General features: G+C 71.1%; 17 protein-coding genes. 9 read left to right on the forward strand and 8 right to left on the reverse strand.

All coding sequences use genetic code 11. From position 1 onward, the window contains the following. Positions 1-157: 157 nt before the first annotated feature. From ACFY3J_RS27285 to ACFY3J_RS27295, 3 genes are all read left to right on the forward strand, one after another. Complete coding sequence (locus ACFY3J_RS27285; RefSeq protein ID WP_384179606.1) at positions 158-1024, forward strand: ComF family protein; 867 nt, start codon at positions 158-160, stop codon at positions 1022-1024. Positions 1025-1339: 315 nt separating this feature from the next. After that, a complete protein-coding gene (gene hpf, locus ACFY3J_RS27290) occupies positions 1340-2026 on the forward strand; it encodes a ribosome hibernation-promoting factor, HPF/YfiA family (protein ID WP_384179604.1) in 687 nt (228 codons plus the stop codon). Positions 2027-2240: 214 nt separating this feature from the next. Then, positions 2241-2987 (forward strand): response regulator, encoded by a 747-nt coding sequence (locus ACFY3J_RS27295; protein ID WP_384179602.1) that lies wholly within the window; start codon positions 2241-2243, stop codon positions 2985-2987. A gap of 34 nt (positions 2988-3021) precedes the next feature. Here the strand turns inward: ACFY3J_RS27295 and ACFY3J_RS27300 are convergent, their stop codons facing one another. Both ACFY3J_RS27300 and ACFY3J_RS27305 read right to left on the reverse strand, forming a co-directional pair. Then, positions 3022-4224, reverse strand: a complete 1203-nt coding sequence (locus ACFY3J_RS27300; RefSeq protein ID WP_390841927.1) for a winged helix-turn-helix domain-containing protein — start codon at positions 4222-4224, stop codon at positions 3022-3024. A gap of 63 nt (positions 4225-4287) precedes the next feature. Next, positions 4288-4866 carry a GNAT family N-acetyltransferase gene (locus tag ACFY3J_RS27305; RefSeq protein ID WP_384179597.1) on the reverse strand — a complete coding sequence of 193 codons (579 nt, stop codon included), beginning with the start codon at positions 4864-4866 and terminating at the stop codon, positions 4288-4290. Between the two features lie 296 nt (positions 4867-5162). Here ACFY3J_RS27305 and secA point away from each other — a divergent pair, with 296 nt between their 5' ends. Continuing rightward, complete coding sequence (secA, locus tag ACFY3J_RS27310) at positions 5163-7979, forward strand: preprotein translocase subunit SecA (RefSeq protein ID WP_384179595.1); 2817 nt, start codon at positions 5163-5165, stop codon at positions 7977-7979. Between the two features lie 87 nt (positions 7980-8066). On the opposite strand, the gene ACFY3J_RS27315 is transcribed toward secA, so the two are convergent. Beyond that, positions 8067-8519: an Rv3235 family protein gene (locus tag ACFY3J_RS27315; RefSeq protein ID WP_390841928.1), complete on the reverse strand. Its 453-nt coding sequence runs from the start codon at positions 8517-8519 to the stop codon at positions 8067-8069. 986 nt (positions 8520-9505) lie between these two features. Here ACFY3J_RS27315 and ACFY3J_RS27320 point away from each other — a divergent pair. The 4 genes from ACFY3J_RS27320 (at position 9506) to ACFY3J_RS27335 (ending at position 17998) form a co-directional block, all read left to right on the forward strand. Then, positions 9506-10021 (forward strand): DUF6912 family protein, encoded by a 516-nt coding sequence (locus ACFY3J_RS27320; RefSeq protein WP_384179591.1) that lies wholly within the window; start codon positions 9506-9508, stop codon positions 10019-10021. An 80-nt stretch (positions 10022-10101) separates the two neighbouring features. Next, complete coding sequence (locus ACFY3J_RS27325) at positions 10102-10770, forward strand: HAD family hydrolase (protein ID WP_384179589.1); 669 nt, start codon at positions 10102-10104, stop codon at positions 10768-10770. Between the two features lie 577 nt (positions 10771-11347). Further along, complete coding sequence (locus tag ACFY3J_RS27330) at positions 11348-16285, forward strand: NAD-glutamate dehydrogenase (RefSeq protein ID WP_384179587.1); 4938 nt, start codon at positions 11348-11350, stop codon at positions 16283-16285. Between the two features lie 198 nt (positions 16286-16483). Then, positions 16484-17998: a hypothetical protein gene (locus tag ACFY3J_RS27335; protein ID WP_390841929.1), complete on the forward strand. Its 1515-nt coding sequence runs from the start codon at positions 16484-16486 to the stop codon at positions 17996-17998. A 30-nt stretch (positions 17999-18028) separates the two neighbouring features. Here ACFY3J_RS27335 and ACFY3J_RS27340 read toward each other — a convergent pair whose 3' ends face one another. Both ACFY3J_RS27340 and ACFY3J_RS27345 read right to left on the reverse strand, forming a co-directional pair. Continuing rightward, a complete protein-coding gene (locus tag ACFY3J_RS27340; protein WP_384179651.1) occupies positions 18029-18856 on the reverse strand; it encodes an ABC transporter ATP-binding protein in 828 nt (275 codons plus the stop codon). Further along, complete coding sequence (locus tag ACFY3J_RS27345) at positions 18831-19745, reverse strand: ABC transporter permease (RefSeq protein WP_384179582.1); 915 nt, start codon at positions 19743-19745, stop codon at positions 18831-18833. The genes ACFY3J_RS27340 and ACFY3J_RS27345 overlap by 26 nt, the downstream gene beginning before the upstream one ends. Before the next feature lie 171 nt (positions 19746-19916). On the opposite strand from ACFY3J_RS27345, the gene ACFY3J_RS27350 reads away from it, so the two are divergent. Continuing rightward, the gene (locus ACFY3J_RS27350; RefSeq protein ID WP_390841930.1) at positions 19917-20555 is read left to right on the forward strand and encodes a TetR/AcrR family transcriptional regulator; all 639 of its coding nucleotides are present in this window, start codon (positions 19917-19919) and stop codon (positions 20553-20555) included. A gap of 256 nt (positions 20556-20811) precedes the next feature. Here ACFY3J_RS27350 and galE read toward each other — a convergent pair whose 3' ends face one another. Genes galE through ACFY3J_RS27365 form a run of 3 tightly spaced genes read right to left on the reverse strand, consistent with a single transcriptional unit; the run spans position 20812 to position 24808 of the window. Further along, complete coding sequence (gene galE / locus ACFY3J_RS27355; RefSeq protein WP_384179580.1) at positions 20812-21804, reverse strand: UDP-glucose 4-epimerase GalE; 993 nt, start codon at positions 21802-21804, stop codon at positions 20812-20814. Further along, positions 21801-23477: a glycosyltransferase gene (locus ACFY3J_RS27360; protein WP_384179649.1), complete on the reverse strand. Its 1677-nt coding sequence runs from the start codon at positions 23475-23477 to the stop codon at positions 21801-21803. The genes galE and ACFY3J_RS27360 overlap by 4 nt, the downstream gene beginning before the upstream one ends. Before the next feature lie 44 nt (positions 23478-23521). Further along, the gene (locus tag ACFY3J_RS27365; RefSeq protein ID WP_384179578.1) at positions 23522-24808 is read right to left on the reverse strand and encodes a glycosyltransferase 87 family protein; all 1287 of its coding nucleotides are present in this window, start codon (positions 24806-24808) and stop codon (positions 23522-23524) included. Between the last annotated feature and the right edge of the window lie 54 nt (positions 24809-24862).

Genomic DNA, 24862 nt, shown 5'->3' on the forward strand with positions numbered 1-24862 from the left:
CCGAGCGGGCCGAGAGTCTTCCTCCCTCCCGACCGGGCCGGGGGCATCCGTCGGTCGCCCGTGTGGGGGAAGCCCCGGGGCCGGTTGGGGGGAGTTGTCCACAGGGGGTTGTCCACAGGGCTGGCCGGGACGGTGCGCCGTAGGCACAGTGGAAGTCATGCACGGGTGGTGGCAGGACCTCACCGACCTGGTGCTGCCGACCGAGTGCGGCGGCTGTGGCAGGCCTCGCGCGGTGCTCTGTCCTCGGTGCCGTGCCGCTCTGAGCCGGGGCGCACCACGCCGGGTGCGACCGGTGCCGGAGCCGTCCGGACTGCCGGTGGTGTACGCGGCGGCGGCGTACGCGGACGCGGCGCGGGCGGCCCTGCTCGCCCACAAGGAGCGGGGCGCACTGGCTCTCGCGCGCCCGCTGGGTACGGCGCTGGCGGGTGCGGTACGGGCCGGGCTGCGGGCGGCGGCGACGGGAGCGGGGAGAACGGGAGCGGGAGCCGGGGCGGCTGAGGTGGCGGGTGGGGCCGTGCTGCTCGTCCCCGTGCCGTCCGCGCGGCGTGCGGTGCGGGCCCGGGGGCACGATCCCGCGCGGCGGATCGCGCTCGCGGCGGCCGGTGGGCTGCGGCGGTCCGGGACTCCGGCCCGGGCCCTGGCGGTGCTGCGCCAGCGGCGCGTCGTGGCGGACCAGTCGGGGCTGACCTCCCGGCAGCGGCTCGAGAACCTCGCGGGCGCGCTGGAGGTGGCCGCGGGCGGTGCGCGGTTGCTGCTGAGCGGTCCGGTGGTGCTGGTCGACGACGTCATGACGACGGGAGCCTCGTTGGCGGAGGCGGCGCGGGCGGTCAGGACGGCCGTGTACACGGCGCGGGGCCGGGAAGGGATGAGGAAACAGAAGTCGAGATCAAGGCAGAACGAGCAGAAGGAGGGGGACTCGATGTATGGCACACCGGAAATGGTGAGGCTGTACGGCGCCGGTGATGTGGTCTGCGCGGCGGTCGTCGCGGCCTCTCCGGATTCCTTCGGAATAGACCGGAACTGACTGAGAACTTGCATCGTTGCAGGTAATGAGCGGGTCAATTCACCTGAACGGAGGTACGCCGCAGTAGAGGGTGACGTCATCCGTCCGGGCGAGATATGTTCGGGTTGTGAGGGAAAGGCGCAGGCCATCCCCGTCATATCCGAACGCCGTGCTGCGGGTTTTCGCTATCACCCGTACCGGCCGGGTGGACATCTCGCCCGCGGGGCAGGAGGAGGTGGACGTCACCGAGTCCGAGGTTCCGGAGCTCACCGGAACCGGGTGCACAAGGGAGATGCTCCGCCGTCGGAGCGGAGCGATCCGGGAACGGAGTTCTGCGTGGACATCGTCGTCAAGGGCCGCAAGACCGAGGTGCCCGAGCGGTTCCGCAAGCACGTGGCCGAGAAGCTGAACCTGGAGAAGATCCAGAAGCTCGATGGCAAGGTGATCAGCCTCGACGTCGAGGTGTCCAAGGAGCCCAACCCCCGACAAGCCGACCGCTGCGACCGGGTGGAGATCACGCTCCGCTCCCGCGGTCCGGTGATCCGGGCGGAGGCAGCGGCCAGCGATCCGTACGCCGCGCTCGACCTGGCGGCGGAGAAGCTCGGTGCCCGGCTGCGCAAGCAGCACGACAAGCGTTTCTCGCGGCGTGGCGCACGACGGATCTCGGCCGCCGAGGTCCCCGACCACGTTCCCGGTGCGGCGACCCTGAACGGCAGCGGTCAGACCGTCACGGAAGCGGACGCGGGCCAGGTGCCCACCAAGAAGGTCGGCTCGCTGGAGGTGCAGGGGGAGGGGCCCCTCGTCGTCCGCGAGAAGACCCACCTCGCCTCCCCGATGACCCTCGACCAGGCCCTCTACGAGATGGAGCTGGTCGGGCACGACTTCTATCTCTTCGTCGACTCCGAGACCAAGGAACCCAGCGTCGTCTACCGGCGGCATGCCTATGACTACGGAGTGATCCACCTCCGGACGGACACGATGGTCACTCAGGCGCCCGAGGCGGGCGGCACACTGGGCGGTTGAGCCACCCCGGCGACAACAACAGCTGCGACGGTGCCCCTGGAGCGCGGTGTGCGCCCCCAGGGGCACCGGTGTGCGCCCCCTTCACACGCCGCTTGGTCACCGCAGTGTCGGCCGGGCATGGAATCATGGCGGCAACGGCCCAACCGATGGGCCGTTGCCTTGGGTTGGCCACCGCACCACAGACCGGGCCACAGCCTCAGGGGGAGGAACAACGATGGCGGACAGCTTCGGACCGATGAGGGACGCGGACGCCGACGGTGGCGTCGTCGGCGTGGCACCGGAGGCGGGCACTGCGCGCAAGGAGCCGATCAGAGTCCTTGTCGTGGACGACCACGCGCTCTTCCGTCGCGGCCTGGAGATCGTGCTCGCCGCCGAGGAGGACATCCAGGTGGTCGGCGAGGCGGGTGACGGGGCCGAAGCCGTCGACAAGGCCGCCGACCTGCTGCCCGACATCGTGCTGATGGACGTGCGCATGCCCAAGCGCGGCGGGATCGAGGCGTGCACGTCCATCAAGGAGGTCGCGCCCAGCGCCAAGATCATCATGCTGACGATCAGCGACGAGGAGGCCGACCTCTACGAGGCGATCAAGGCCGGCGCCACCGGCTACCTCCTCAAGGAGATCTCCACGGACGAGGTGTCCACCGCCATTCGCGCCGTGGCCGACGGGCAGTCGCAGATCAGCCCCTCCATGGCGTCGAAGCTGCTTACCGAGTTCAAGTCGATGATCCAGCGGACCGATGAACGCCGCCTCGTCCCCGCCCCCCGGCTGACCGACCGTGAGCTGGAGGTCCTCAAGCTCGTCGCCACGGGGATGAACAACAAGGACATCGCCAAGGAGCTGTTCATCTCCGAGAACACGGTGAAGAACCACGTCCGCAACATCCTGGAGAAGCTCCAGCTGCACTCCAGGATGGAGGCCGTGGTCTACGCGATGCGGGAGAAGATCCTCGAGATCCGGTAGGGCCCGGTAAGGCCCGGCGGGGCTGCCCGGAAGGTCAGCCGTCGGCGCGGGAGAGTTCCAGCACGAGGGGCTCGCGCAGCTTGGGCGGTTCCACCCGTTCCACGCGTACGTCCGTGCAGTCCACCCAGCCCGCCGCCTCGACGAGCGCCTGGGCGACGGCGGGTACGGACCGGACGCCGTCCAGGGTGACCTGCTTGGCCACGAGGGTGCGGCCCTCCCGGGCGGGGTCCACGCGGCCGACGAGGCGGCCGCCGGCGAGCACGGGCATCGCGAAGTAGCCGTGGACCCGCTTGGGCTTGGGGACGTAGGCCTCCAGGCGGTGGGTGAAGCCGAAGATCCGCTCGGTGCGCGCCCGCTCCCAGACCAGCGAGTCGAAGGGCGACAGCAGAGTGGTGCGGTGGCGGCCGCGCAGGGGTGTGGCCAGCGCCTCCGGGTCCGTCCAGGCCGGCTTGCCCCAGCCCTCGACCGTGACCGGGACCAGCCCCGAGTCCCCGATCACCGCGTCGACCTGCTCGCCCTTGAGGCGGTGGTAGTCCGCGATGTCCGCGCGGGTGCCCACGCCCAGGGACTGGCCGGCCAGGCGGACCAGCCGGCGCAGGCACTCGGTGTCGTCCAGCTCGTCGTGCAGCAGTTCCTCGGGGACGGCGCGCTCGGCGAGGTCGTACACCCGCTTCCAGCCCCGGCGCTCCACGCAGACCACCTCGCCGTACATCAGGGCGCGCTCGACGGCGACCTTGGCGCCCGACCAGTCCCACCACTCGCTGGTCCTCTTGGCCCCGCCCAGCTCCGTCGCCGTCAGCGGGCCCTCGGCGTGCAGCTGCTTGACGACCTGGTCGTACGCCCCGTCGGGCAGTTCGTGGTTCCAGTGCGGGCGGTTGCGGTAGGCGCGGCGGCGGAAGGCGAAGTGGGGCCACTCCTCGATGGGCAGGATGCAGGCGGCGTGCGACCAGTACTCGAAGGCGTGCGGGCGCGCCGACGAGGAGCCGGTGGACGCGGCCGTCCAGTAGGCCCGCTCGACGGTCCTGCGGCCGACCGCGCCGAGGCGGGCGTAGGGCACGAGCTCGTGGGAGCGGGCGAGCACCGAGATGGTGTCGAGCTGGACCGCGCCGAGGTGCCGGAGGACACCGCGCACACCGGACCGCCGGTCGGGTGCGCCGAGGAAACCCTGGGCACGCAGGGCGATGCGGCGGGCTTCGTCCGCCGAGAGATCGGTGCTGGGACGCGGGAGCGAGGTCATGGCATCGCACGATAAGGGGCGGCACCGACAACGCGGGCCGAGCTGCGCTTTCGCCGACGGCTCCTAGGCGGGAGCGGGCAGGTAGGGCGCCGCCGAGGGCAGGCTCAGGTCCGACGGCAGCAGGGAACCCACCCAGCAGTCCCGTCGTACGCCCTTGTTGTTGAGCCCCGAGCGCAGGGTGCCCTCCACGGTGAAGCCGACCCGTTCGGCGACCGCGCGGGAGGCGTGGTTCCCGACCTCGGCACGCCATTCCAGGCGGTCGACGGCGAGGTGGGTGAAGGCCCAGCGGGCGGCGGTGAGGGAGGCCTCGGTCACATAGCCGTTGCCGCGGTGCTCCTTCGTGGCCCAGTAGCCGATCTCGGCCTCGCCGAGCGAACGCATCGTTATGCCGAGCGTGCCCACGAGGTCTCCTCCGGAGCCGGGGAGGAAGAGGCCGAAGGTGAACATCGAACCGTTGGCCCAGCCCAGGGGGACCATGTCCCCGGTGAAGCTCTGCGCGTGCTCGGGCAGGTAGGGCGAAGGAAGCTGGGAGAGCCAGCGCTGTATGTCGGGGTCCTGCACGGCCGCGTACACCGCGTCGGAGTCCTGGGGGCCGAGCGTGCGCAGGAGCAGACGGTCGGTGGTGAGCGTCACGGGTTCCATCGCCCGATTCTGCTCGGGGGCCGCGGGAGGCGCCATCCCTTTTCCCGGTGTGTGAGGAGTTGATCGCATTTCTCGGTGCATGAGGAAGTGATCACAATTCGCGCAAATCGCCGCCGGAACACGGCACCATTCGCGACCCCCGGACGTTGTTCACGTTGAGGCCCCCGTGAAGCAGCGGACGGGTGGCCTTGCGGCAGGCCCTCCCGGCTTGGCTGTGTCCTCGCATACGATGGCCGTTGCTCAGTACGTCAGGAAACCGACCGTCCCAGGCCCGACCGGCAAGGAGACCAACCCCCGTGTCCGTCCTCTCGAAGATCATGCGTGCAGGCGAAGGCAAGATCCTGCGCAAGCTGCACCGCATCGCGGGCCAGGTCAACTCCATCGAAGAGGACTTCGTCGCCCTCTCCGACGCCGATCTGCGTGCCCTCACCGATGAGTACAAGCAGCGGTACGCGGACGGCGAGAGCCTGGACGACCTGCTGCCCGAGGCGTTCGCCACGGTGCGCGAGGCGGCACGGCGCGTCCTCGGCCAGCGGCACTACGACGTCCAGCTGATGGGTGGCGCCGCCCTGCACCTGGGCTATGTCGCCGAGATGAAGACCGGCGAGGGCAAGACCCTGGTCGGCACCCTGCCCGCCTATCTGAACGCGATCTCGGGCGACGGCGTCCACATCGTCACGGTCAACGACTACCTGGCCGAGCGCGACTCGGAGATGATGGGCCGCGTCCACAAGTTCCTGGGCCTGTCCGTCGGCTGCATCCTCGCCAACATGACGCCGGCCCAGCGCCGCGAGCAGTACGGCTGCGACATCACCTACGGCACGAACAACGAGTTCGGCTTCGACTACCTCCGCGACAACATGGCGTGGTCCCAGGACGAGCTCGTCCAGCGCGGCCACAACTTCGCGATCGTCGACGAGGTCGACTCCATCCTCGTCGACGAGGCCCGTACGCCGCTGATCATCTCCGGCCCGGCCGACCAGGCCACCAAGTGGTACGGCGACTTCGCCAAGCTGGTCACCCGCCTGAAGAAGGGCGAGGCGGGCAACCCGCTCAAGGGCGTCGAGGAGACCGGCGACTACGACGTCGACGAGAAGAAGCGCACGGTCGCCATCCACGAGGCCGGTGTCTCCAAGGTCGAGGACTGGCTGGGCATCGACAACCTCTACGAGTCGGTGAACACCCCGCTCGTGGGCTACCTGAACAACGCCATCAAGGCCAAGGAGCTCTTCAAGCGCGACAAGGACTACGTCGTCATCGACGGCGAAGTCATGATCGTCGACGAGCACACCGGCCGTATCCTCGCCGGCCGCCGCTACAACGAGGGCATGCACCAGGCGATCGAGGCGAAGGAGGGGGTGGACATCAAGGACGAGAACCAGACGCTCGCCACGATCACCCTGCAGAACTTCTTCCGCCTCTACAACAAGCTCTCCGGCATGACCGGTACGGCGATGACCGAGGCCGCCGAGTTCCACCAGATCTACAAGCTCGGCGTGGTCCCGATCCCGACCAACAGGCCGATGGTCCGCAAGGACCAGGCGGACCTGATCTACCGCACCGAGGTCGCCAAGTTCGAGGCGGTCGTCGACGACATCTCCGAGAAGCACGAGAAGGGCCAGCCGATCCTGGTCGGCACCACCTCGGTGGAGAAGTCGGAGTACCTCTCGCAGCAGCTCAGCAAGCGCGGCGTCCAGCACGAGGTGCTCAACGCCAAGCACCATGAGCGCGAGGCGTCGATCGTCGCCCAGGCCGGCCGCAAGGGTGCGGTGACCGTGGCGACGAACATGGCCGGCCGCGGTACGGACATCAAGCTCGGCGGCAACCCCGAGGACCTCGCCGAGGCGGAGCTGCGCCAGCGCGGCCTCGACCCCGAGGAGCACATCGAGGAGTGGGCCGCGGCCCTGCCGGACGCGCTGCAGCGCGCCGAGGCGGCGGTCAAGACCGAGAAGGACGAGGTCGAGAAGCTCGGCGGCCTGTACGTGCTCGGCACCGAGCGGCACGAGTCGCGTCGTATCGACAACCAGCTGCGCGGTCGTAGCGGCCGGCAGGGCGACCCGGGCGAGTCCCGCTTCTACCTCTCCCTGGGCGACGACCTGATGCGCCTGTTCAAGGCGCAGATGGTCGAGCGCGTGATGTCGATGGCGAACGTCCCGGACGACGTGCCGATCGAGAACAAGATGGTCACGCGCGCGATCGCGTCCGCCCAGTCGCAGGTCGAGCAGCAGAACTTCGAGACGCGCAAGAACGTTCTGAAGTACGACGAGGTGCTCAACCGGCAGCGCGAGGTCATCTACGGCGAGCGGCGCCGCGTCCTGGAGGGTGAGGACCTTCAGGAGCAGGTGCAGCACTTCATGGACGACACCATCGACGCGTACGTGGGGGCGGAGACCGCCGAGGGCTTCCCGGAGGACTGGGACCTCGACCGGCTGTGGGGCGCCTTCAAGCAGCTCTACCCGGTGAAGATCACCATCGAGGAGCTGGAGGAGGCGGCCGGGGACCGCGCGGGTCTGACGGCGGAGTTCATCAGCGAGTCCATCAAGGACGACATCCGCGAGCAGTACGAGGCCCGCGAGGCGCAGCTCGGCTCCGAGATCATGCGTGAGCTGGAGCGCCGGGTGGTGCTGTCGGTGCTGGACCGCAAGTGGCGCGAGCACCTCTACGAGATGGACTACCTCCAGGAGGGCATCGGCCTGCGCGCGATGGCGCAGAAGGACCCGCTGGTCGAGTACCAGCGCGAGGGCTTCGACATGTTCACCGCGATGATGGAGGGCATCAAGGAGGAGTCCGTCGGCTACCTGTTCAACCTGGAGGTCCAGGTCGAGCAGCAGGTCGAGGAGGTGCCGGTCGAGGACACGAAGCCGGTGGCCGACCTGGAGAAGCACGACGCGGTTCCGGCCCAGGCCGGCGCGCGTCCGGAGATCCGGGCCAAGGGGCTGGACGCGCCGCAGCGGCGTGACCTGCACTTCTCGGCGCCGACTGTGGACGGCGAGGGCGGCATCGTCGAGGGTGAGTTCGCCACGGACGGCGAGCCCGTGCGTTCGGAGGCCGACGGCCTCACGCGTGCGGAGCGGCGCAAGCAGGCCAAGGCCGGGCGCCGCCGCAAGAAGTGACCGGCGCGCTCTGAGCGAGCCGGCTGCGGACTGGGAAGGGCCGGGCACTTGGGTGCCCGGCCCTTCGGCTTGGGCTGCGGTCCGCCGTCAGGGCAGGTCGTCCTTCGTGCGGGGCATACGGGGGCCGCCCAGTTCCACCGCCGTGCAGCGCCAGCGCCGGTCCCGGCCCTGCTCCAGCCGGAACGCCATCGCGCGCAGCTGGTCGCCCGCGCCGATGCGGGCGAAGGCCTCCACGGCGCCGGGGCGGGGCTCGTAGTAGCCGATGTCGCGCACGACGGGGCGGGCGCCGCGGGTGCGCAGCGCGCCGCGCTCCGCGAGCCAGGCGAGCTCGTCGTAGGCCCGGCCCGCGGTGTGCCGGAGCATCCAGTGCACGGGCCGCTGCCCGCTGAGAACGGCGAGCAGCCGATCGGCGAACAGATCGGTGGCAACGGGCAGCGAAACCGCCCGCACGGCGTCCTGAGCACCGGCCCCGGTCCCCACCGCGCCCGCGGCGCGGGCCGCGCCCGCGTAGCCGCCCGGCTCGGACCTGTGGGCACCCACCCGACGGGCTCCGGCCGCGGCCGCCGTGCGGCCTGGGGCAGCCCCGGCGGATGCGCCCGCCGCGCGGGCTGCCGCGCTGGCCGTGGGCGCCGGGTTGGTGCCCGGGTGTGCCGTGTCCGACCTGCGGGCTGCGGCCGCCGGGAGCCCTGGGGTCGCTCTGGCGGCTGCCCTTGCCGTGCCGGCAGCCGCGTTGACGGCCGGGTGTGCCGTGCCCGTCCTGCGGGCTGTGCCCGTCGTGCCCGCTGCCGCAGTGGCCGTGGGCGCCGGGTCGGCGGCCGGGTGTGTCGTGTCCGTCCGGTGGGCTGCGTCCGTCGAGGGGGCTGGTGCCGGCCTGGCGGCTTTGCTCAGCGGGCGGTCTGCGGCTGTTCTGGTGGTTGCTGCCGTTGTTCGCGGTGCGCCCGTGGTGCGGGGCGCTGGGCTGGGGGCGCTCGTGTCCGTCCCGCGGGACCGCGCGGGACGGGGGCGGAGTGGGGTGGCTGGAGGGCGGGTGTCGCGGGGGCCCGTCGGGGGTGTGGAGCTGTTGCGGGGTGGGGGGTTGTCGTCGGCTGTGCGGGGGAGGGTTCCGCCTGGGGTGCGGGGTGGGTAGCCGCCGGGGCGGCGGGGGTCGCGGCGGCCCGGCGGGTGGGTGCCCGGGCGGCGCTGGGTCCTGGTCATGACCTTGTTCATGAGTCCCCGTTCGGTCGTTGTCCGGCGCCGGCGCCCAGGGCACCGGTTTATACCGGGCAGTAACTTTCTGCTGGGGCTCTTGTACGGGGCCGAGGGCGCCGCGGCAAGGAAGGCGCGGCGCGCGTCGGACCGTGGACGAGTTCACCTGTACGTGTGATCGCGAGGACCGTGGGCCGTGTGGGGACTGGGGCGGACCGGGTGAGGCGAGGGGCACGCGGTGGACGGGTCGGGTGGTGTGGGCGGGACTCGAAAGGGGGCTCCCGCACGTATCCTGAAGGCCGTCCGGGCGGCGAGCCCTCCGACCACGAAAGCGGCCTGCCATGCGTGTCTACGTCCCCCTGACCCTCTCGGGCCTCGTCGAGGCGCACAAGGCGGGGGAGCTGGGGACGGGGGCGCTCACCGCGTACGCCGTGACGCCCGCCCTGCGCGAGTGGTACCTCTCCGACGACATCGAGGAGCTGGAGTACGCCGCGCTGAACCGGGCCGCGCTCGCCTCGCTGCGGCTGCTGGCGCTGGACCCGGGCGCACCGAGGCGCCGTGTGGTGGTCGCCGTGGACGTGCCCGACGGCGCGGCGACGGCCGACCCCGACCGCGGGCTCGACCCGGCCGCGCTCGGCGAGGTGCGGGTGGCCGGTCCGGTGCGGCTGGCCAAGGCGGCCGCCGTGCACGTTGACTCCGATGACGCGGAGGCGGACGTGACCGCCGCGGCGGAGGCCCTGGGAGCGGCGGACGCGGGGGACGACGACGCCCAGTTCGTGGTGGACGGGGCCGAGGACCACGAGCTGCTCTGGTACGCCACACAGGAGATCCCGAACCTCGTCGGGCTCGGCGGCTGAAGCCCCCGGACCGCGACCGCAGCACGGGTCGCGACCTGCCGTTCTCCTGATTGTCAGTGGCGGCGGGTACGTTTTCTGGTATGGGGAATCAGTCAGGGGCGCACATCGTCTGGGACTGGAACGGCACGCTGTTCCACGACAACGACGCGGTCATCGGCGCGACGAACGCGGCGTTCGCCGAGCTGGGCCTGGAGCCGATCACGCTGGAGCAGTACCGCGCGCTGTACTGCGTGCCGGTCCCGAAGTTCTACGAGCGGCTGCTGGGCCGGCTGCCCACCGAGGCCGAGTGGGACACGATGGACGGCGTCTTCCACCGGTACTACTCCGAGCACCGCACCAGATGCACCCTGACCGAGGGGGCCGTGGAGCTGCTCACCGGATGGACGTCGGCCGGGCACAGCCAGTCGATCCTCAGCATGTACGGGCACGAGGACCTCGTCCCGCTGGTCCGGGGCTTCGGGATCGAGACGCACTTCCTCCGGGTGGACGGGCGGACGGGCCGCTCCGGCGGCAGCAAGGCCGAGCACATGGTGCGGCACCTGGGCGCGCTGTCCGAGATGGTGAACCCCGCGCGCACGGTGGTGATCGGCGACGCGGCGGACGACGCGGTGGCCGCGCGGCACGTCGGGGCGCGGGCGGTGCTCTACACCGGCGGTTCGCACAGCCGGGCCAGCCTGGAGGAGGCGGGCGTGCCGGTCGTGGACACCCTGCGGGAGGCGGTCACGGAGGCGCAGCGGCTGGCCGAGTGAGCGGCACGCGGCGAGAAGCGTGGGACAAGAGCGGGGAGCCGCGGGGGGAGGAAGAAACGGGGGTGACGAACGTGGAGTGGGAAGCGTGGAGCGGGAAACGCGGTACGGCGGGGCCCGGCGGAGCCATACGCCGCCTTCGACGTCCCCACTCCTGTGCAGAACGTCAAACTTCCACCCCCGGTTTTGTACACATACGGCTCATGACGGGCCCCCCGTGAGGAGCGATAGCCTTGTGGCGTGATCAGCGCGATAGTTCGCGGGGGCACCGTCGCCTCCGCTGTGCGCCCGGTGAGCACGGACCACATCCGTGTCCGGGCGGCGGTCGCTGGTCCTCGCGGGCGGGAAGGGGCCTCGACGGCCTCCAGGACGCCGCGTCATCCACGGGTACAGGCGCTGCCGAGAGCAGCGTCACACCCGTCGGACGCGTCGAAGAAGGCTGATATCCGCCCGCTCATCTCACTTTCCGGCATAGCGTCGAAGCACACCGGACATCCCGGGCCGCGGCGTCACGCCGGAGGGGAAGAGACCGTACTTCCTTCTACGTCACGCAACGGCGCGCGACAGGAGCCAGAGGACAATGCAGACCAAGCTGGACGAAGCCAAGGCCGAGCTGCTCGAGAGGGCCGCCCGGGTAGCTGAGAACAGTCCGCTCGGGGGACATATCCCGACCGGGTCGACGGGCGAGGGCACGCCGGACCGGGAGTCCGTGCTCGCGTTCCTCCAGCGTTTCTACCTGCACACCGCCCCCGAGGACCTCGCGGGCCGTGACCCGGTCGACGTTTTCGGCACCGCCTACTCCCACTACCGCCTGGCCGAGAACCGCCCCCAGGGCACGGCCAACGTCCGGGTCCACACCCCGACCGTCGAGGAGAACGGCTGGACGTGCAGCCACTCCGTCGTCGAGGTCGTCACCGACGACATGCCCTTCCTCGTGGACTCCGTGACGAACGAGCTGACCCGCCAGGGCCGCGGCATCCACGTGGTGATCCACCCGCAGTACGTGGTGCGCCGTGACGTCACCGGCAAGCTCATCGAGGTGCTGCCCGCCGCGGCGCCCGGCGAGGAGCTGCCGCACGACGCGCACACCGAGTCCTGGATCCACGTCGAGACCGACCGCGAGACCGACCGCGCCGACCTGAAGCAGATCACCGCCGACCTGCTGCGCGTGCTGTCCGACGTCCGCGAGGCCGTCGAGGACTGGGAGAAGATGCGCCAGGCGGCGACCAGCCTCGCCGAGGACCTGCCCGGTGAGCCGGCGCCCGGCGACCTGCGCGCGCAGGAGGTCGAGGAGGCCCGCGAGCTGCTGCGCTGGCTGTCCGAAGACCACTTCACCTTCCTCGGCTACCGCGAGTACCGGCTGCGCGACGACGACTCCCTGGCCGCCGTGCCCGGTACCGGGCTGGGCATACTGCGCGCGGACCCGCCGCACGCCGGCGACGACAGCCACCCGGTCAGCCCGTCCTTCGAGCGGCTGCCCGCCGACGCCCGCGCCAAGGCGCGCGAGCACAAGCTGCTGGTGCTGACCAAGGCCAACAGCCGGGCCACCGTCCACCGGCCGTCCTACCTGGACTACGTGGGCGTCAAGAAGTTCAACGACAAGGGCGAGGTCGTCGGCGAGCGCCGCTTCCTCGGCCTGTTCTCGTCCGCCGCCTACACCGAGTCCGTGCGCCGGGTCCCGGTCATCCGCCGCAAGGTCGACGAGGTCCTCGAGCGCGCCGGCTTCTCGCCCAACAGCCACGACGGGCGCGATCTGCTCCAGATCCTGGAGACCTACCCGCGCGACGAGCTCTTCCAGACCCCGGTCGCTGAGCTCCAGGCGATCGCCACCTCCGTGCTGTACCTCCAGGAGCGCCGCCGGCTGCGCCTGTACCTGCGCCAGGACGAGTACGGCCGCTACTACTCGGCCCTCGTGTACCTCCCGCGCGACCGCTACACCACCGGCGTACGCCTGCGGATCATCGACATCCTGAAGGAGGAGCTGGGCGGCACCAGCGTCGACTTCACCGCCTGGAACACCGAGTCGGTGCTCTCCCGGCTGCACTTCGTCGTCCGTGTGCCGCAGGGCACCGAGCTGCCGGAGCTGTCCGACAGCGACAAGGAGCGCATCGAGGCCCGCCTGGTCGAGGCCGCCCGCTCCTGGACGGACGCCTTCTCCGAGGCGCTGACCGCCGAACTCGGCGAGGAGCGCGCCGCGGAGCTGCTGCGCCGTTACTCGGGTGCCTTCCCCGAGGGCTACAAGGCCGACCACACCCCGCGCGCGGCGGTCGCCGACCTGTGCAACCTCGAGCAGCTGAACGAGGACAGGACCTTCGGGCTGAGCCTGTACGAGCCGGTGGGCGCCGCCCCCGAGGAGCGCCGGTTCAAGATCTACCAGAAGGGCGGCTCGGTCTCCCTGTCCGCCGTGCTGCCGGTGCTCAGCCGGCTCGGCGTCGAGGTCACCGACGAGCGGCCGTACGAACTGCGCTGCGCGGACCGTACGACGGCGTGGGTCTACGACTTCGGCCTGCGGATGCCGAAGGAGTCCGGGGGTACCGGCGACCACCTCGGCGACGACGCCCGTGAGCGCTTCCAGGACGCCTTCACCGCCACCTGGACGGGCAAGGCGGAGAACGACGGGTTCAACGCCCTGGTGCTGGGCGCCGGGCTGACCTGGCGCCAGGCGATGGTGCTGCGCGCGTACGCCAAGTACCTGCGCCAGGCCGGCTCGACCTTCAGCCAGGACTACATGGAGGACACCCTCCGCAACAATGTCCACACCACCCGGCTGCTGGTCTCCCTGTTCGAGGCGCGGATGTCGCCGGAGCGCCAGCGCGCCGGACACGAGCTCGTGGACGCGCTGCTGGAAGAGGTCGACGCGGCCCTGGACCAGGTGGCCTCCCTCGACGAGGACCGGATCCTGCGGTCCTTCCTCACCGTGATCAAGGCGACCCTGCGCACCAACTTCTTCCAGGAGGCGCGGGAGGGCGGCCGGCCGCACGACTACGTCTCCATGAAGTTCGACCCGCGGGCCATCCCGGATCTGCCGGCGCCGCGCCCGGCGTACGAGATCTGGGTGTACTCGCCGCGCGTGGAGGGCGTGCACCTGCGCTTCGGCAAGGTCGCCCGAGGCGGTCTGCGCTGGTCCGACCGGCGTGAGGACTTCCGCACCGAGATCCTCGGCCTGGTCAAGGCGCAGATGGTGAAGAACACCGTCATCGTGCCGGTCGGCGCCAAGGGCGGGTTCGTCGCCAAGCAGCTGCCCGACCCGAGCGTGGACCGGGACGCGTGGATGGCGGAGGGCATCGCCAGCTACAAGACCTTCATCTCGGCGCTGCTCGACATCACCGACAACATGGTCGCCGGCGAGGTCGTGCCCCCGCAGGACGTCGTGCGGCACGACGGCGAGGACACCTACCTGGTGGTCGCCGCCGACAAGGGCACGGCGCGGTTCTCGGACATCGCCAACGAGGTCGCCCAGTCGTACGACTTCTGGCTCGGCGACGCCTTCGCCTCCGGCGGCTCGGCGGGCTACGACCACAAGGGCATGGGCATCACCGCCCGCGGTGCCTGGGAGTCCGTCAAGCGGCACTTCCGGGAGCTGGGCGTGGACACCCAGACCCAGGACTTCACGGTCGTCGGCATCGGCGACATGTCCGGTGACGTGTTCGGCAACGGCATGCTGCTCAGCGAGCACATCCGCCTCGTCGCCGCCTTCGACCACCGGCACATCTTCATCGACCCCGAGCCGGACGCGGCCGTCTCCTACGCCGAGCGCCGCCGCCTGTTCGAGCTGCCGCGCTCCTCGTGGGCGGACTACAACGCCGAGCTGATCTCGGCCGGCGGCGGGGTGTTCCCCCGTACGGCCAAGTCGATCCCGGTCAACGCGCACATCCGCGAGGCCCTCGGCATCGAGGCCGGCGTCACCAAGCTGACCCCGGCCGACCTGATGCGGGCGATCCTCAAGGCCCCGGTGGACCTGCTGTGGAACGGCGGCATCGGCACGTACGTCAAGGCGTCCACCGAGTCCCACACCGACGTCGGCGACAAGGCCAACGACGCCATCCGCGTCGACGGCCGCGACCTGCGGGTCCAGGTCGTCGGCGAGGGCGGCAACCTGGGCTTCACCCAGCTCGGCCGGATCGAGTGCGCGATGCAGGGCGCCCGGATCAACACCGACGCCATCGACAACAGCGCCGGCGTGGACACCTCCGACCACGAGGTGAACATCAAGGTCCTGCTCAACGGGCTGGTCGCGGAAGGCGACATGACGGTCAAGCAGCGCAACAAGCTGCTCGCCGAGATGACCGACGAGGTCGGCGCCCTGGTGCTGCGCACCAACTACGCGCAGAACACGGCGATCGCCAACGCGCTCGCCCAGTCCAAGGACATGCTCCACGCCCAGCAGCGCTTCATGAAGCACCTGGTGCGCGAGGGGCACCTGGACCGGGCGCTGGAGTTCCTGCCCACCGACCGGCAGATCCGTGAGCGGCTGGCCGCCGGGCACGGCCTGACCGGTCCGGAGACGGCCGTCCTGCTGGCGTACACGAAGATCACGGTCGCCGAGGAGCTGCTGCACACCTCGCTGCCGGACGACCCGTACCTGCACACCCTGCTGCACGCCTACTTCCCGACCGCGCTGCGCGAGCAGTTCGCCGAGCGGATCGACAACCACCCGCTGCGCCGCGAGATCACGACGACCGTCCTGGTCAACGACACGGTCAACACGGGCGGTACGACCTATCTGCACCGCCTGCGGGAGGAGACCGGGGCGTCGCTGGAGGAGATCGTCAGGGCGCAGACGGTGGCCCGCACGATCTTCCGCTCGGCTCCGGTGTGGGACGCGGTCGAGGCGCTGGACAACAAGGTCGAGGCCGACGTCCAGACCCGGATCCGCCTGCACTCGCGCCGCCTGGTCGAGCGCGGCACGCGCTGGCTGCTGAACAACCGGCCGCAGCCGCTGGAGCTCGCCGAGACCATCGCGTTCTTCTCCGAGCGGGTCGGGCAGGTGTGGGCGGAGCTGCCCAAGCTGCTCAAGGGCGCGGACCTGGAGTGGTACCAGCAGGTCTACGACGAGCTGTCCGGCGCCGGCGTCCCGGACGAGCTGGCCACCCGCGTGGCCGGGTTCTCCTCCGCCTTCCCGGCGCTCGACATCGTCTCGGTGGCCGACCGTATGGGCAAGGACCCGATGGACGTCGCCGAGGTGTACTACGACCTCGCCGACCGCCTCCACATCACCCAGCTGATGGACCGCATCATCGAGCTGCCGCGCGCCGACCGGTGGCAGTCCATGGCCCGTGCGGCGATCCGCGAGGACCTGTACGCGGCGCACTCGGCGCTGACCGCGGACGTGTTGGCCGCGGGCAACGGCAGTGCCACGCCGGAGCAGCGCTTCAAGGTGTGGGAGCAGAAGAACGGGGCGATCCTGGCCCGGGCGCGTGCCACGCTCGAGGAGATCCGCAGCTCGGACGCGTTCGACCTGGCCAACCTGTCGGTGGCGATGCGGACGATGCGCACGCTGCTGCGCACGCACTCGTAACGGGCGGGAGGCCGACCCGTACCCGAGGGCGCCCCGGACCTTTCCGGTCCGGGGCGTCCTCATGCCGTTCGCGCCGTCTTCTTGCCGTCGTCCAGGAAACGCCGCACGCCGAAATTACCCGTTCCTGCTAAACGGGATCATTCGTATAAAGTTGCCGCGTGAACACCCTCGGTAGTCGCACCTGGCTCTTCCGGCGCGATGCGCTCCTCGCCGCCTGAGGCACCCTCAGCGGGCACGGCCGTCGCCCGGCCGCCGACCTCCTCGGGAGCGGCCTACGCGCCCCGCGCGGCCGCCGCGCTCCTCGCCGCCCTGCTGCTTCTGGTGATCGTCCGGCTGCCCTGGGCCGGTGACCTGGGCATGCACGCGGCGACCATCCAGCGGCTGCGCCACAGCCTGCTCCACCCCGGCAACCCGCTCGTCGACGCCGGTACCCCGAGCCCGTACTACTCGCCGTGGATACTGCTCCTCGGCTCTGTCGCCCGGGTCGGCGGCCTGTCGGTGTTCGTCGTGCTGCGGCTCGCCGCGCTCACCGGGCTCACGCTGCTGGCGACAGGCGTCTGGCGGTACGTCAGAACGCTGAGCGCGCACCGGGCCGCGCCCGCACTGGCCGCACTGAGCCTGGTGCTGCTGTGGGGTACGGAACTCATCAACTGGAGCGGCTTCCTCTCCCTCAACTCCCTCGCGCTGACGGTGTCGTACCCCAGCGTGCTGGCCCTCGGCCTCGCCTTCCACTACTGGGCCTGGCTCACCCGGGCGCTGCGGGCGGCGGCCGGGTGGGAGGTGTGGCTGGGGCTCGGGGCGCTGTGGGCACTGATCCTGCTGTGCCATCAGTTCACCGGGTTCGTCGCCACGCTCGGCGGTCTCGCCGCGGTGCTCACGGCCCGGCCCCCGCGTGCCCTGTGGCCGCGGCTCGGCGCCGGGGCGGCCCTGGGGCTGCTGGTGCTGTGGCTGTGGCCGTACTACGACTTCTTCGCCCTGTTCTCGGCCGGAAGCGATCTGGAGGAGGTGCACCGGGCGCTCTACACGCACTTCCTCGGCCGCTACTGGCTGGCCCTGCTCGGAGTGGCCGCGCTGGTCGTGCGGTGGCGGCGCGACCGGCGGGACCCGCTGGTGACCTTCTTCCTGCTGGGCGCGCTGATGTGCGCGACGGGGTTCGCCACGGGTCACTACGCCTGGGGCCGGACGCTGCCCGCCGCCCTCGTCCCGGCCCAGATCGCCGCCGCGCTGGAGGTGGTGCAGGGCGGCCGGCGGGCCGTGCGGACCCGCTGGGCGTGGGCGCTGGGCGGCGCGCTGGCCCTGGGCGCGTGGACCCAGGCCGGCGTGCTCGGGTACGCCGTCGGGCGCGAGGCGCTGCCGGACGTGCTCGCGGCCGGCTACACCCCGACCTGGACCGGGTACTACTGGATCACGCCGTATGTGAAGTACGGGGACGTGGTCATGGCCCGGGACCTGCCCTCCCGGCTGATCCCGGCCTACGGCCCCTACACGGTCGCCCCCGGTTACCCGGACTTCTTCCTGCCGGACGAGTCCCGGCGCGAGTGGGCGGTGCGGCGCTACTACACGCTCCGCACACCGGAGGCCGTACGCAGGGACATCCTGCGCACCTATGACGTGCGCTGGGTCGTGGACGGAAGCAGACCGCGCCACGACCCCGAACTGCGCGTGGTGACCCACGGCCCGGGCGGCCAGGTCCTCTACGCGGTCACTCCCTGACCGGCCCGCCGGGCGCGGGACGGCGTCGGGCTATCGCTTGGCCTTCTTCTTGTCGGAGCCGCCCGTGAAGGCCTCGTAGGCCTCGAGGACCTCCTCGGTGGGGCCGTCCATGCGCAGTTCGCCGCGTTCCAGCCACAGGACGCGCTCGCAGGTGTCGCGGATGGAGGCGTTGCTGTGGCTGACCAGGAACACCGTGCCGGCCTGCGCGCGCAGTTCGCGGATCCGCTTCTCCGAGCGCCGCTGGAAGGAGCGGTCGCCCGTGGCCAGTGCCTCGTCGATCAGCAGCACGTCGTGGTCCTTGGCGGCGGCGATGGAGAAGCGCAGCCGGGCGGCCATGCCGGAGGAGTACGTGCGCATCGGGAGGCTGATGAAGTCGCCCTTCTCGTTGATGCCGGAGAAGTCGACGATGTCCTGGTAGCGCTCCTTGACCTCCTCGCGGGACATGCCCATGGCCAGTCCGCCGAGGAGGACGTTGCGCTCGCCGGTCAGGTCGTTCATCAGCGCCGCGTTCACGCCGAGCAGGGAGGGCTGGCCGTCGGTGTAGATCCTGCCGTTCTCCACAGGCAGGAGTCCGGCGACCGCCTTGAGCAGCGTGGACTTGCCGGAGCCGTTGGTGCCGATCAGGCCGATGGCCTCGCCCTTGTAGGCGACGAACGAGACCTTCTTGACCGCGTGCACCCGGCGTACGCCGGCCGCCTTCTCAGCCTTCTCGCGGCGCAGGATCCGGTTGAGGGCGGCGGTCGCCGAACCGCGGCCGGAACCGGTGCCGTTGACCCGGTAGACGATGTCGACCCCGTCGACCACGACGGTGGGGATCTTGTCGGTTTTCAGCTCAGCCACGGCCGTACGTCTCCTCAGCCTTCCAGAAGTAGATGAAGCCGCCGACCCCGGCGAGCAGGGCCCAGCCCAGCGCGTACGCCCACACATGGTGGGGGAGCTGGTGCGCCTTGAAGCTGTCGATCAGCGCGAAGCGCATCAGGTCGATGTAGACGGCGGCGGGATTGGACTGCAGCAGCACCTTCAGCACGTGTGGCATGTGGCTGCGGTTCAGTGTCGTGTCGATGCTCCACATCACACCGGAGACGTACATCCAGGTGCGCAGGAGGAACGGCATCAGCTGGGCGATGTCCGGCGTCCTGGCGCCCATCCGGGCCATGATCATGGAGACGCCGGCGTTGAACACGAACTGGAGCAGCAGCACCGGGACGGCCAGGACCCACGACATGGTGGGCGTCATGCCGAAGCAGAGCAGGATCGCCAGGAGGGCGACCATCGAGAACAGCAGCTGCTGGAGCTGCTGAAGCGCGAAGGAGACCGGCAGCGCGGCCCGCGGGAAGTGCAGGGCCCGCACCAGACCGAGGTTGCCGGAGATCGCCCGGGTGCCCGCCATGATCGAGTTCTGTGTGAACGTCCAGATGAACACGCCCGTCACCAGGAACGGGATGTAGTCCGCAACGCCACGGCTGGTGCCCATGAGGATGCCGAAGATGAAGTAGTACACCGCCGCGTTCAGCAGCGGGGTGGCGACCTGCCAGACCTGGCCGAGCTTCGCCTGGCTGTACTGGGCGGTGAGCTTGGCGGTGGCGAAGGCGCTGATGAAGTGGCGCCGCGCCCACAGTTGCCGGACGTACTCGGGCAGGGAGGGGCGGGCGCCGCTGACCGACAGGCCGTGGCGGGTGGCGACCGTCGCGAGGTCGTCCTCGGCCAGGGCCGTGGTGTGGGGCGGTGTGTGGAGGACCTGGCTCACATCCGCTGCTTTCGCTCGGGGGGGAGGTGGTGCCGGCGTCCGGCTCCGTGCCGCCGTCGGTTTCCTTACGGTTCTCTTCACGTTTTCTTACGTCGGAACGGCACCGTATCGTCGCAACGTGAGCGTACGGCGAAGTGACGCCGCAACGCAACCGTTTCGTCGTAACGCCCTATGCTTGGCCGCATGACGACGAACGCCGACCAGCCCCAGACGCGCCCCCGCCGCCGGGCCCCCGCCGGGGCGGCCGTGCTCCGCGAGGACGTGACGGAGGCGATCCGGGCGGCGGTCTTCGAGGAACTGGCGTCCGTCGGCTACGCGCGGATGTCCATCGAGGGGATCGCGCGGCGCGCGGGTGTCGGCAAGACGGCCGTCTACCGCCGGTGGCGCTCCAAGCTGCACCTGGTGCTGGACATCGTCTCGGCGCTCGCCGTGCAGGGCCTGCCCGCGCCGGACACCGGCTCCCTGGAGAGCGACCTGCGGCTGCTGTACGAGGTGACCTCGCGTGCCCTGCGCCACCCCATCGCCTCGCAGGTCATCCCCGACCTCCAGGCGGAGGCGGCCCGCAACCCGGACATCGCCGAGGCCATGCAGAAGGCCCTGCGCGACGGTCAGGAGAGCGTGGCCAGCAGCATCCTGGCGGCGGCCGAGCGCCGCGACGAGATCCGCCCCGGTCTGGACCGGGACCTGGCCCTCGACCTGATCTCGGGCCCGCTGTACTGGCGTGCGGTCGTCATCCGCACACCGAAACTCCCCAAGGGCTACCTGGACGCCCTCGCCCGGGGCACGGCCGAGGCGATCAAGGCGCTCTGACCAAGGGGTCCTCGTGCGGGCCCGGGTGGGTCGTCGCAGCACCCTCACGGGCCGGGCGGGAACGGGATCCGCGGCGTCCGGACGGGACACCCCGCCCGGACCGAATCAACCAGCCCCCGCGGGCCGGGCGGGACGGGGCCTGCGGCGGTTGGATCAGGACAGCCCGCACACCGGTGGTGGGCGTGTGGCGGCCCGTGTCCGCGTGTGACGGCGCCACCGGGTCGCGGGAGCGGCCCGGTGACGGCAGGCGGTGGGGTCAGATGCGGGCTGCTTCCGGGTGGTGGTGGAGCCAGCCCTGCCAGGCTGAGGTGATCATGTCGTGGAGGCCGCGTCGGGCCTTCCAGCCGAGTTCCGTGGCGATGCGGTCGGCGGAGGCGACGACGCGGGCGGGGTCGCCGGGGCGGCGCGGGGTGACCGTCGGGGGGCTGTTGTAGCCGGTGACGGCGTTGATCGTGTCGATCATCTCGCGCACCGAGACCCCCTCCCCGCGGCCGATGTTCAGCGTGAGGTCGAGGCCGGGGGAGGAGCGCAGGGCGCGAGCCGCGGCCACGTGGGCCTCCGCGAGGTCGGCCACGTGGATGTAGTCGCGGATGCAGGTGCCGTCCGGCGTGGGGTAGTCGTCCCCGAAGATGCGCGGGGGCATGTTCTCGGTCAGTCGTTCGAAGACCATCGGGACCAGGTTGAAGACGCCGACGTCCGCGAGGCGCGGACTCGCCGCGCCCGCCACGTTGAAGTACCGCAGGGACGCCGTGGACAGCCCCGTCGCCCGGCCGGTCGCGCGCACCAGCCACTCGCCGGCCAGCTTCGTCTCGCCGTACGGAGACATCGGCGCGCACGGCGTCTCCTCCGTGACCAGGGCGTCGTTCCGCGCGGGATACGGCATGCCGTACACGGCCGCCGAGGAGGAGAACACGAACGAACCGACCCCGGCCGCCGTCACCGCCTCCAGCAGGACCCGCAGGCCCTCGACGTTCTCCCGGTAGTAGTGCAGGGGCCGCTCCACCGACTCGCCCACCTGCTTCTTCGCCGCCAGGTGGACGACACCGGTGACCTCGTGCTCGGCGAGTGCACGCGCCAGACGGTCGCCGTCCAGCGTGGAGCCCTCCACCAGTGGGACGTCCCGCGGGACACGCTCGGCGATGCCGGTGGACAGGTCGTCGTACACCACCGCACGCTCGCCCGCCTCGGTCATCGCGTGGACGACGTGCGCTCCGATGTAGCCGGCGCCGCCGGTGATCAGCCAGGTCATGCGGGCGTCTCCTCGTCAGTTGGCCCAGGTCGTCGTATGGATGCGGGTCGTGGCGCGCTCACTGGCGCGGCCCGGTGGAGCAGCCGGTGCAGTCTGCCCTGGAGGACGGACGTCACCCCGCGCAGTCCCGCCGCCAGCCGCACGGCCAGCGCACCGGAGTGCGTGGCGTACGGCTGGACCAGCAGAACGCCGTAGCGCACGCTCGGTACGACGCGGCGGCGCAGCAGACCGGCGCCCGCGCGCGCGTGCGCCGTCACCTTGCGGCTCGTGCCGTCGGCGAAGCACACCCGCAGCCGCAGGTCCCAGGTGCCGGCTCCCAGCCCCGCGAGGTCCACGCCCGTCTCGGCCGACCAGGTGCCGTCCGCGGCCGGCGTGAGCGGGACGGTGGCGCCCCGGACCGTGCGCCCCGCCTCACGGTGCAGCCACTCCACCTCCAGGGCCTCGGGCCCGGCGGACGTCACCCTGCCGTACAGGTCGTGCAGGCGCAGCCGCAGCAGGCTCGTCCCCGCGTGGGGACGCACTTCCGCGTCCACGGCCAGGGGCAGGACGTGGACCGGCCGGACCAGGTAGGGCTCCAGGCTGATCTGCGGAAGGTCGTCCGCCCAGACGGGGCTGCCGTCCTTGTCACGGGCGTAGGGCGGGCACAGCCGGGCCGGGCGCGCGGCGAGCTCCTTCAGGCGCGGCAGGTCGCGCGGCTCGGGCGACGCGAGAATCACCCGTCCGAGGAGGTGCCCGGCGGTCGTCGGGTTGACGGCCCAGTCGGCCGCGTCGTACTCGCCGAGGTACTGCCGCGTGTGCTCCCACCAGGCGCACCGGTACCCGGCGTCGCGCAGGCCCAGCTCACGCGCGTACATGCGCAGCTCGTGGTCGAGGAACTTGGCGCGCGCCGCCCGCGCGAGCTCCTTCTGCCCGGCGCTCAGCAGGATGTCGTACGCCGACCGGCTCGCCTCGGTGCGCGCCCGCCAGTTCTCGATGTTCGCGCGGTCCAGAGAGATCGACAGCTGCCCGGCGGACCGGCGCACGTTCCACACGTACACCTGGTCCGGGATGAGGGCCACGCGTGGGTCGGCGGCCAGTACACGCGCGGTGAACACGAAGTCCTCGTACGGGAAGTGGCCTTCCGGGAAGCGGATCGCGTGCTCGCGCAGGAAGTCGGTGCGGTACAGCTTGTTGACGCACAGGGTGTCGTGCACGAGACGCGGGAGCTTCGCGGGGTGCGTGAGGACGGCGCCCGTGCTGTAGAGCTTCCGCTGCCACGGCACTTCCCGCCCGGAGGGCAGCTCACGGCGCACGCACAGGCCGCTCACGACCTCGGCCTGCTCCTCCCGGGCGGCGGCGAGCAGCGCGTCCACCGCGCCCGGCGGCAGCACGTCGTCGCTGTCGAGGAACATCACGTACGGCGTCGTGACCGCGTCGATGCCGGTGTTGCGCGGGCTGCCGCAGCCGCCGCTGTTCTCCTCGCGCCGGATCACCCGCACCCTCGGTTCGGCCGCGGCCAGGCGGTCGAGCAGCTCGAAGGTGCCGTCGGTCGAGCAGTCGTCGACGGCGACGACCTCGCTGACGGAGGGACCCTGCGCGAGGGCCGAGCGCACGGCGTCGGCCATGTGGGCGATGTCGTTGTAACCGATCACGACGACGCTGACGTCGGTGGCCTGGTCGGGGTGCAGATGCATGGAATCCACGGGCCGAAATAGTAGGGGTGGTCGGTAATCTCCCGTTAAGAGGGGCTTAGCGTCCCGTGCGGAAGACGGTGAATGTCCGACCCGGGTTCCCCTTCGGGGGTCATCAATTTCGTCGATCGCCACAACCGGGCGAAAGAGAATAGCGCGGCGGCGGCCAGCAGACCGTTGCGCATGAGCATGAGTGCACAACCTGTCCACGAACAGGCCACCACCTGGTGGTAGAGGGTGGGATATGCGACCACGCTGACCAGGCTCGCCAGCGCGATCAGCGCGGCGACCGGACGCTGTGTGGTCAGCGGTGACGTCAGGCACACCGCCGCGAGGCCGAGCAGCCAGACCATGTACTGCGGGCTGATCACCCGGCTGGTGACGGTGAACAGCAGGACGGCGCTCAGCGCGGCGTCGTACGGTGTCGCCCCCGTCCAGCGCCGGGCCCGGATCCGCCAGAGCAGCAGCAGCCCGAACGCGCTCGCCGACAGGACCAGCGAGAGGTGCGCGACGGTGGAGACGTACGGTCCGGTGAACTCCAGGGCCCCGTACCGGTAGCGCACCCGGCCCGGCCAGCCGGCGTGTGTGGCCAGCGCGAGCGCGGTGCCGCCGAACGACTCGATCTGCACGCCCCGGCCGCCCTGCTGGCGCGCGAAGGCGAGCGGGTTCCTGAACAAGCCGGCGAGGACGGTCAGCGCCACTGCGCCGGTGGCGGCAGCCCATGTCCACGCCGACCGGGTCGCACGGCCCCGGGGCATGCCGATCAGCGCGAGCGCCGGCCACACCTTCACCAGGGCGCCCAGTGCGGCGAGCGCGCCGCACGCGCGCGTGGAGCGCGAGAACGCCAGCAGGGAGAGCACGGCCAGGGCGGTGGCCTGGACGTCGTAGCGGGCCAGCGGGACGTGCAGCAGCAGGGGCAGGCCCAGCGTCCAGTAGCCGGCCCCGCGCAGGCTGCGGCCGGGGCGGGTGCCCGCGTGCGCCAGTGCCAGCGTGACCAGCGCGTCGGCGGCGACGGTGAGCACCACGAAGGCCTGGAAGTACGTCAGGCCCGGCAGCAGCGCGGGCGACAGCAGCACCGGTCCGGCGCCCGGCGGGTACTGCCACAGCGTGTCGTGCGCCGGGAACGCGCCGTGGGACAGCAGGACGTACCAGTGCTGGTACAGCTTCCACACCTCGCGCGCCACCGAGCCCCGGCCCAGCCGGGGCAGTCCGTTGTGGGCGAGCAGCCACAGCATCAGGGCGCGCGTGAGGAGCCAGGCGGCCGTCAGGGCGAGGAGGCTGTGTCTCGTCGACGGACGCGTGAGAAGACGCGTCACGCTCTGGAAGGCGCTCATCACGGCGGATCGTAATCCGCGTGAAAGCCGTATATGTGCTGATACGCGTCCAGT

The sequence above is a fragment of the Streptomyces sp. NPDC001231 genome (assembly GCF_042896885.1).
GTDB lineage: Bacteria > Actinomycetota > Actinomycetes > Streptomycetales > Streptomycetaceae > Streptomyces.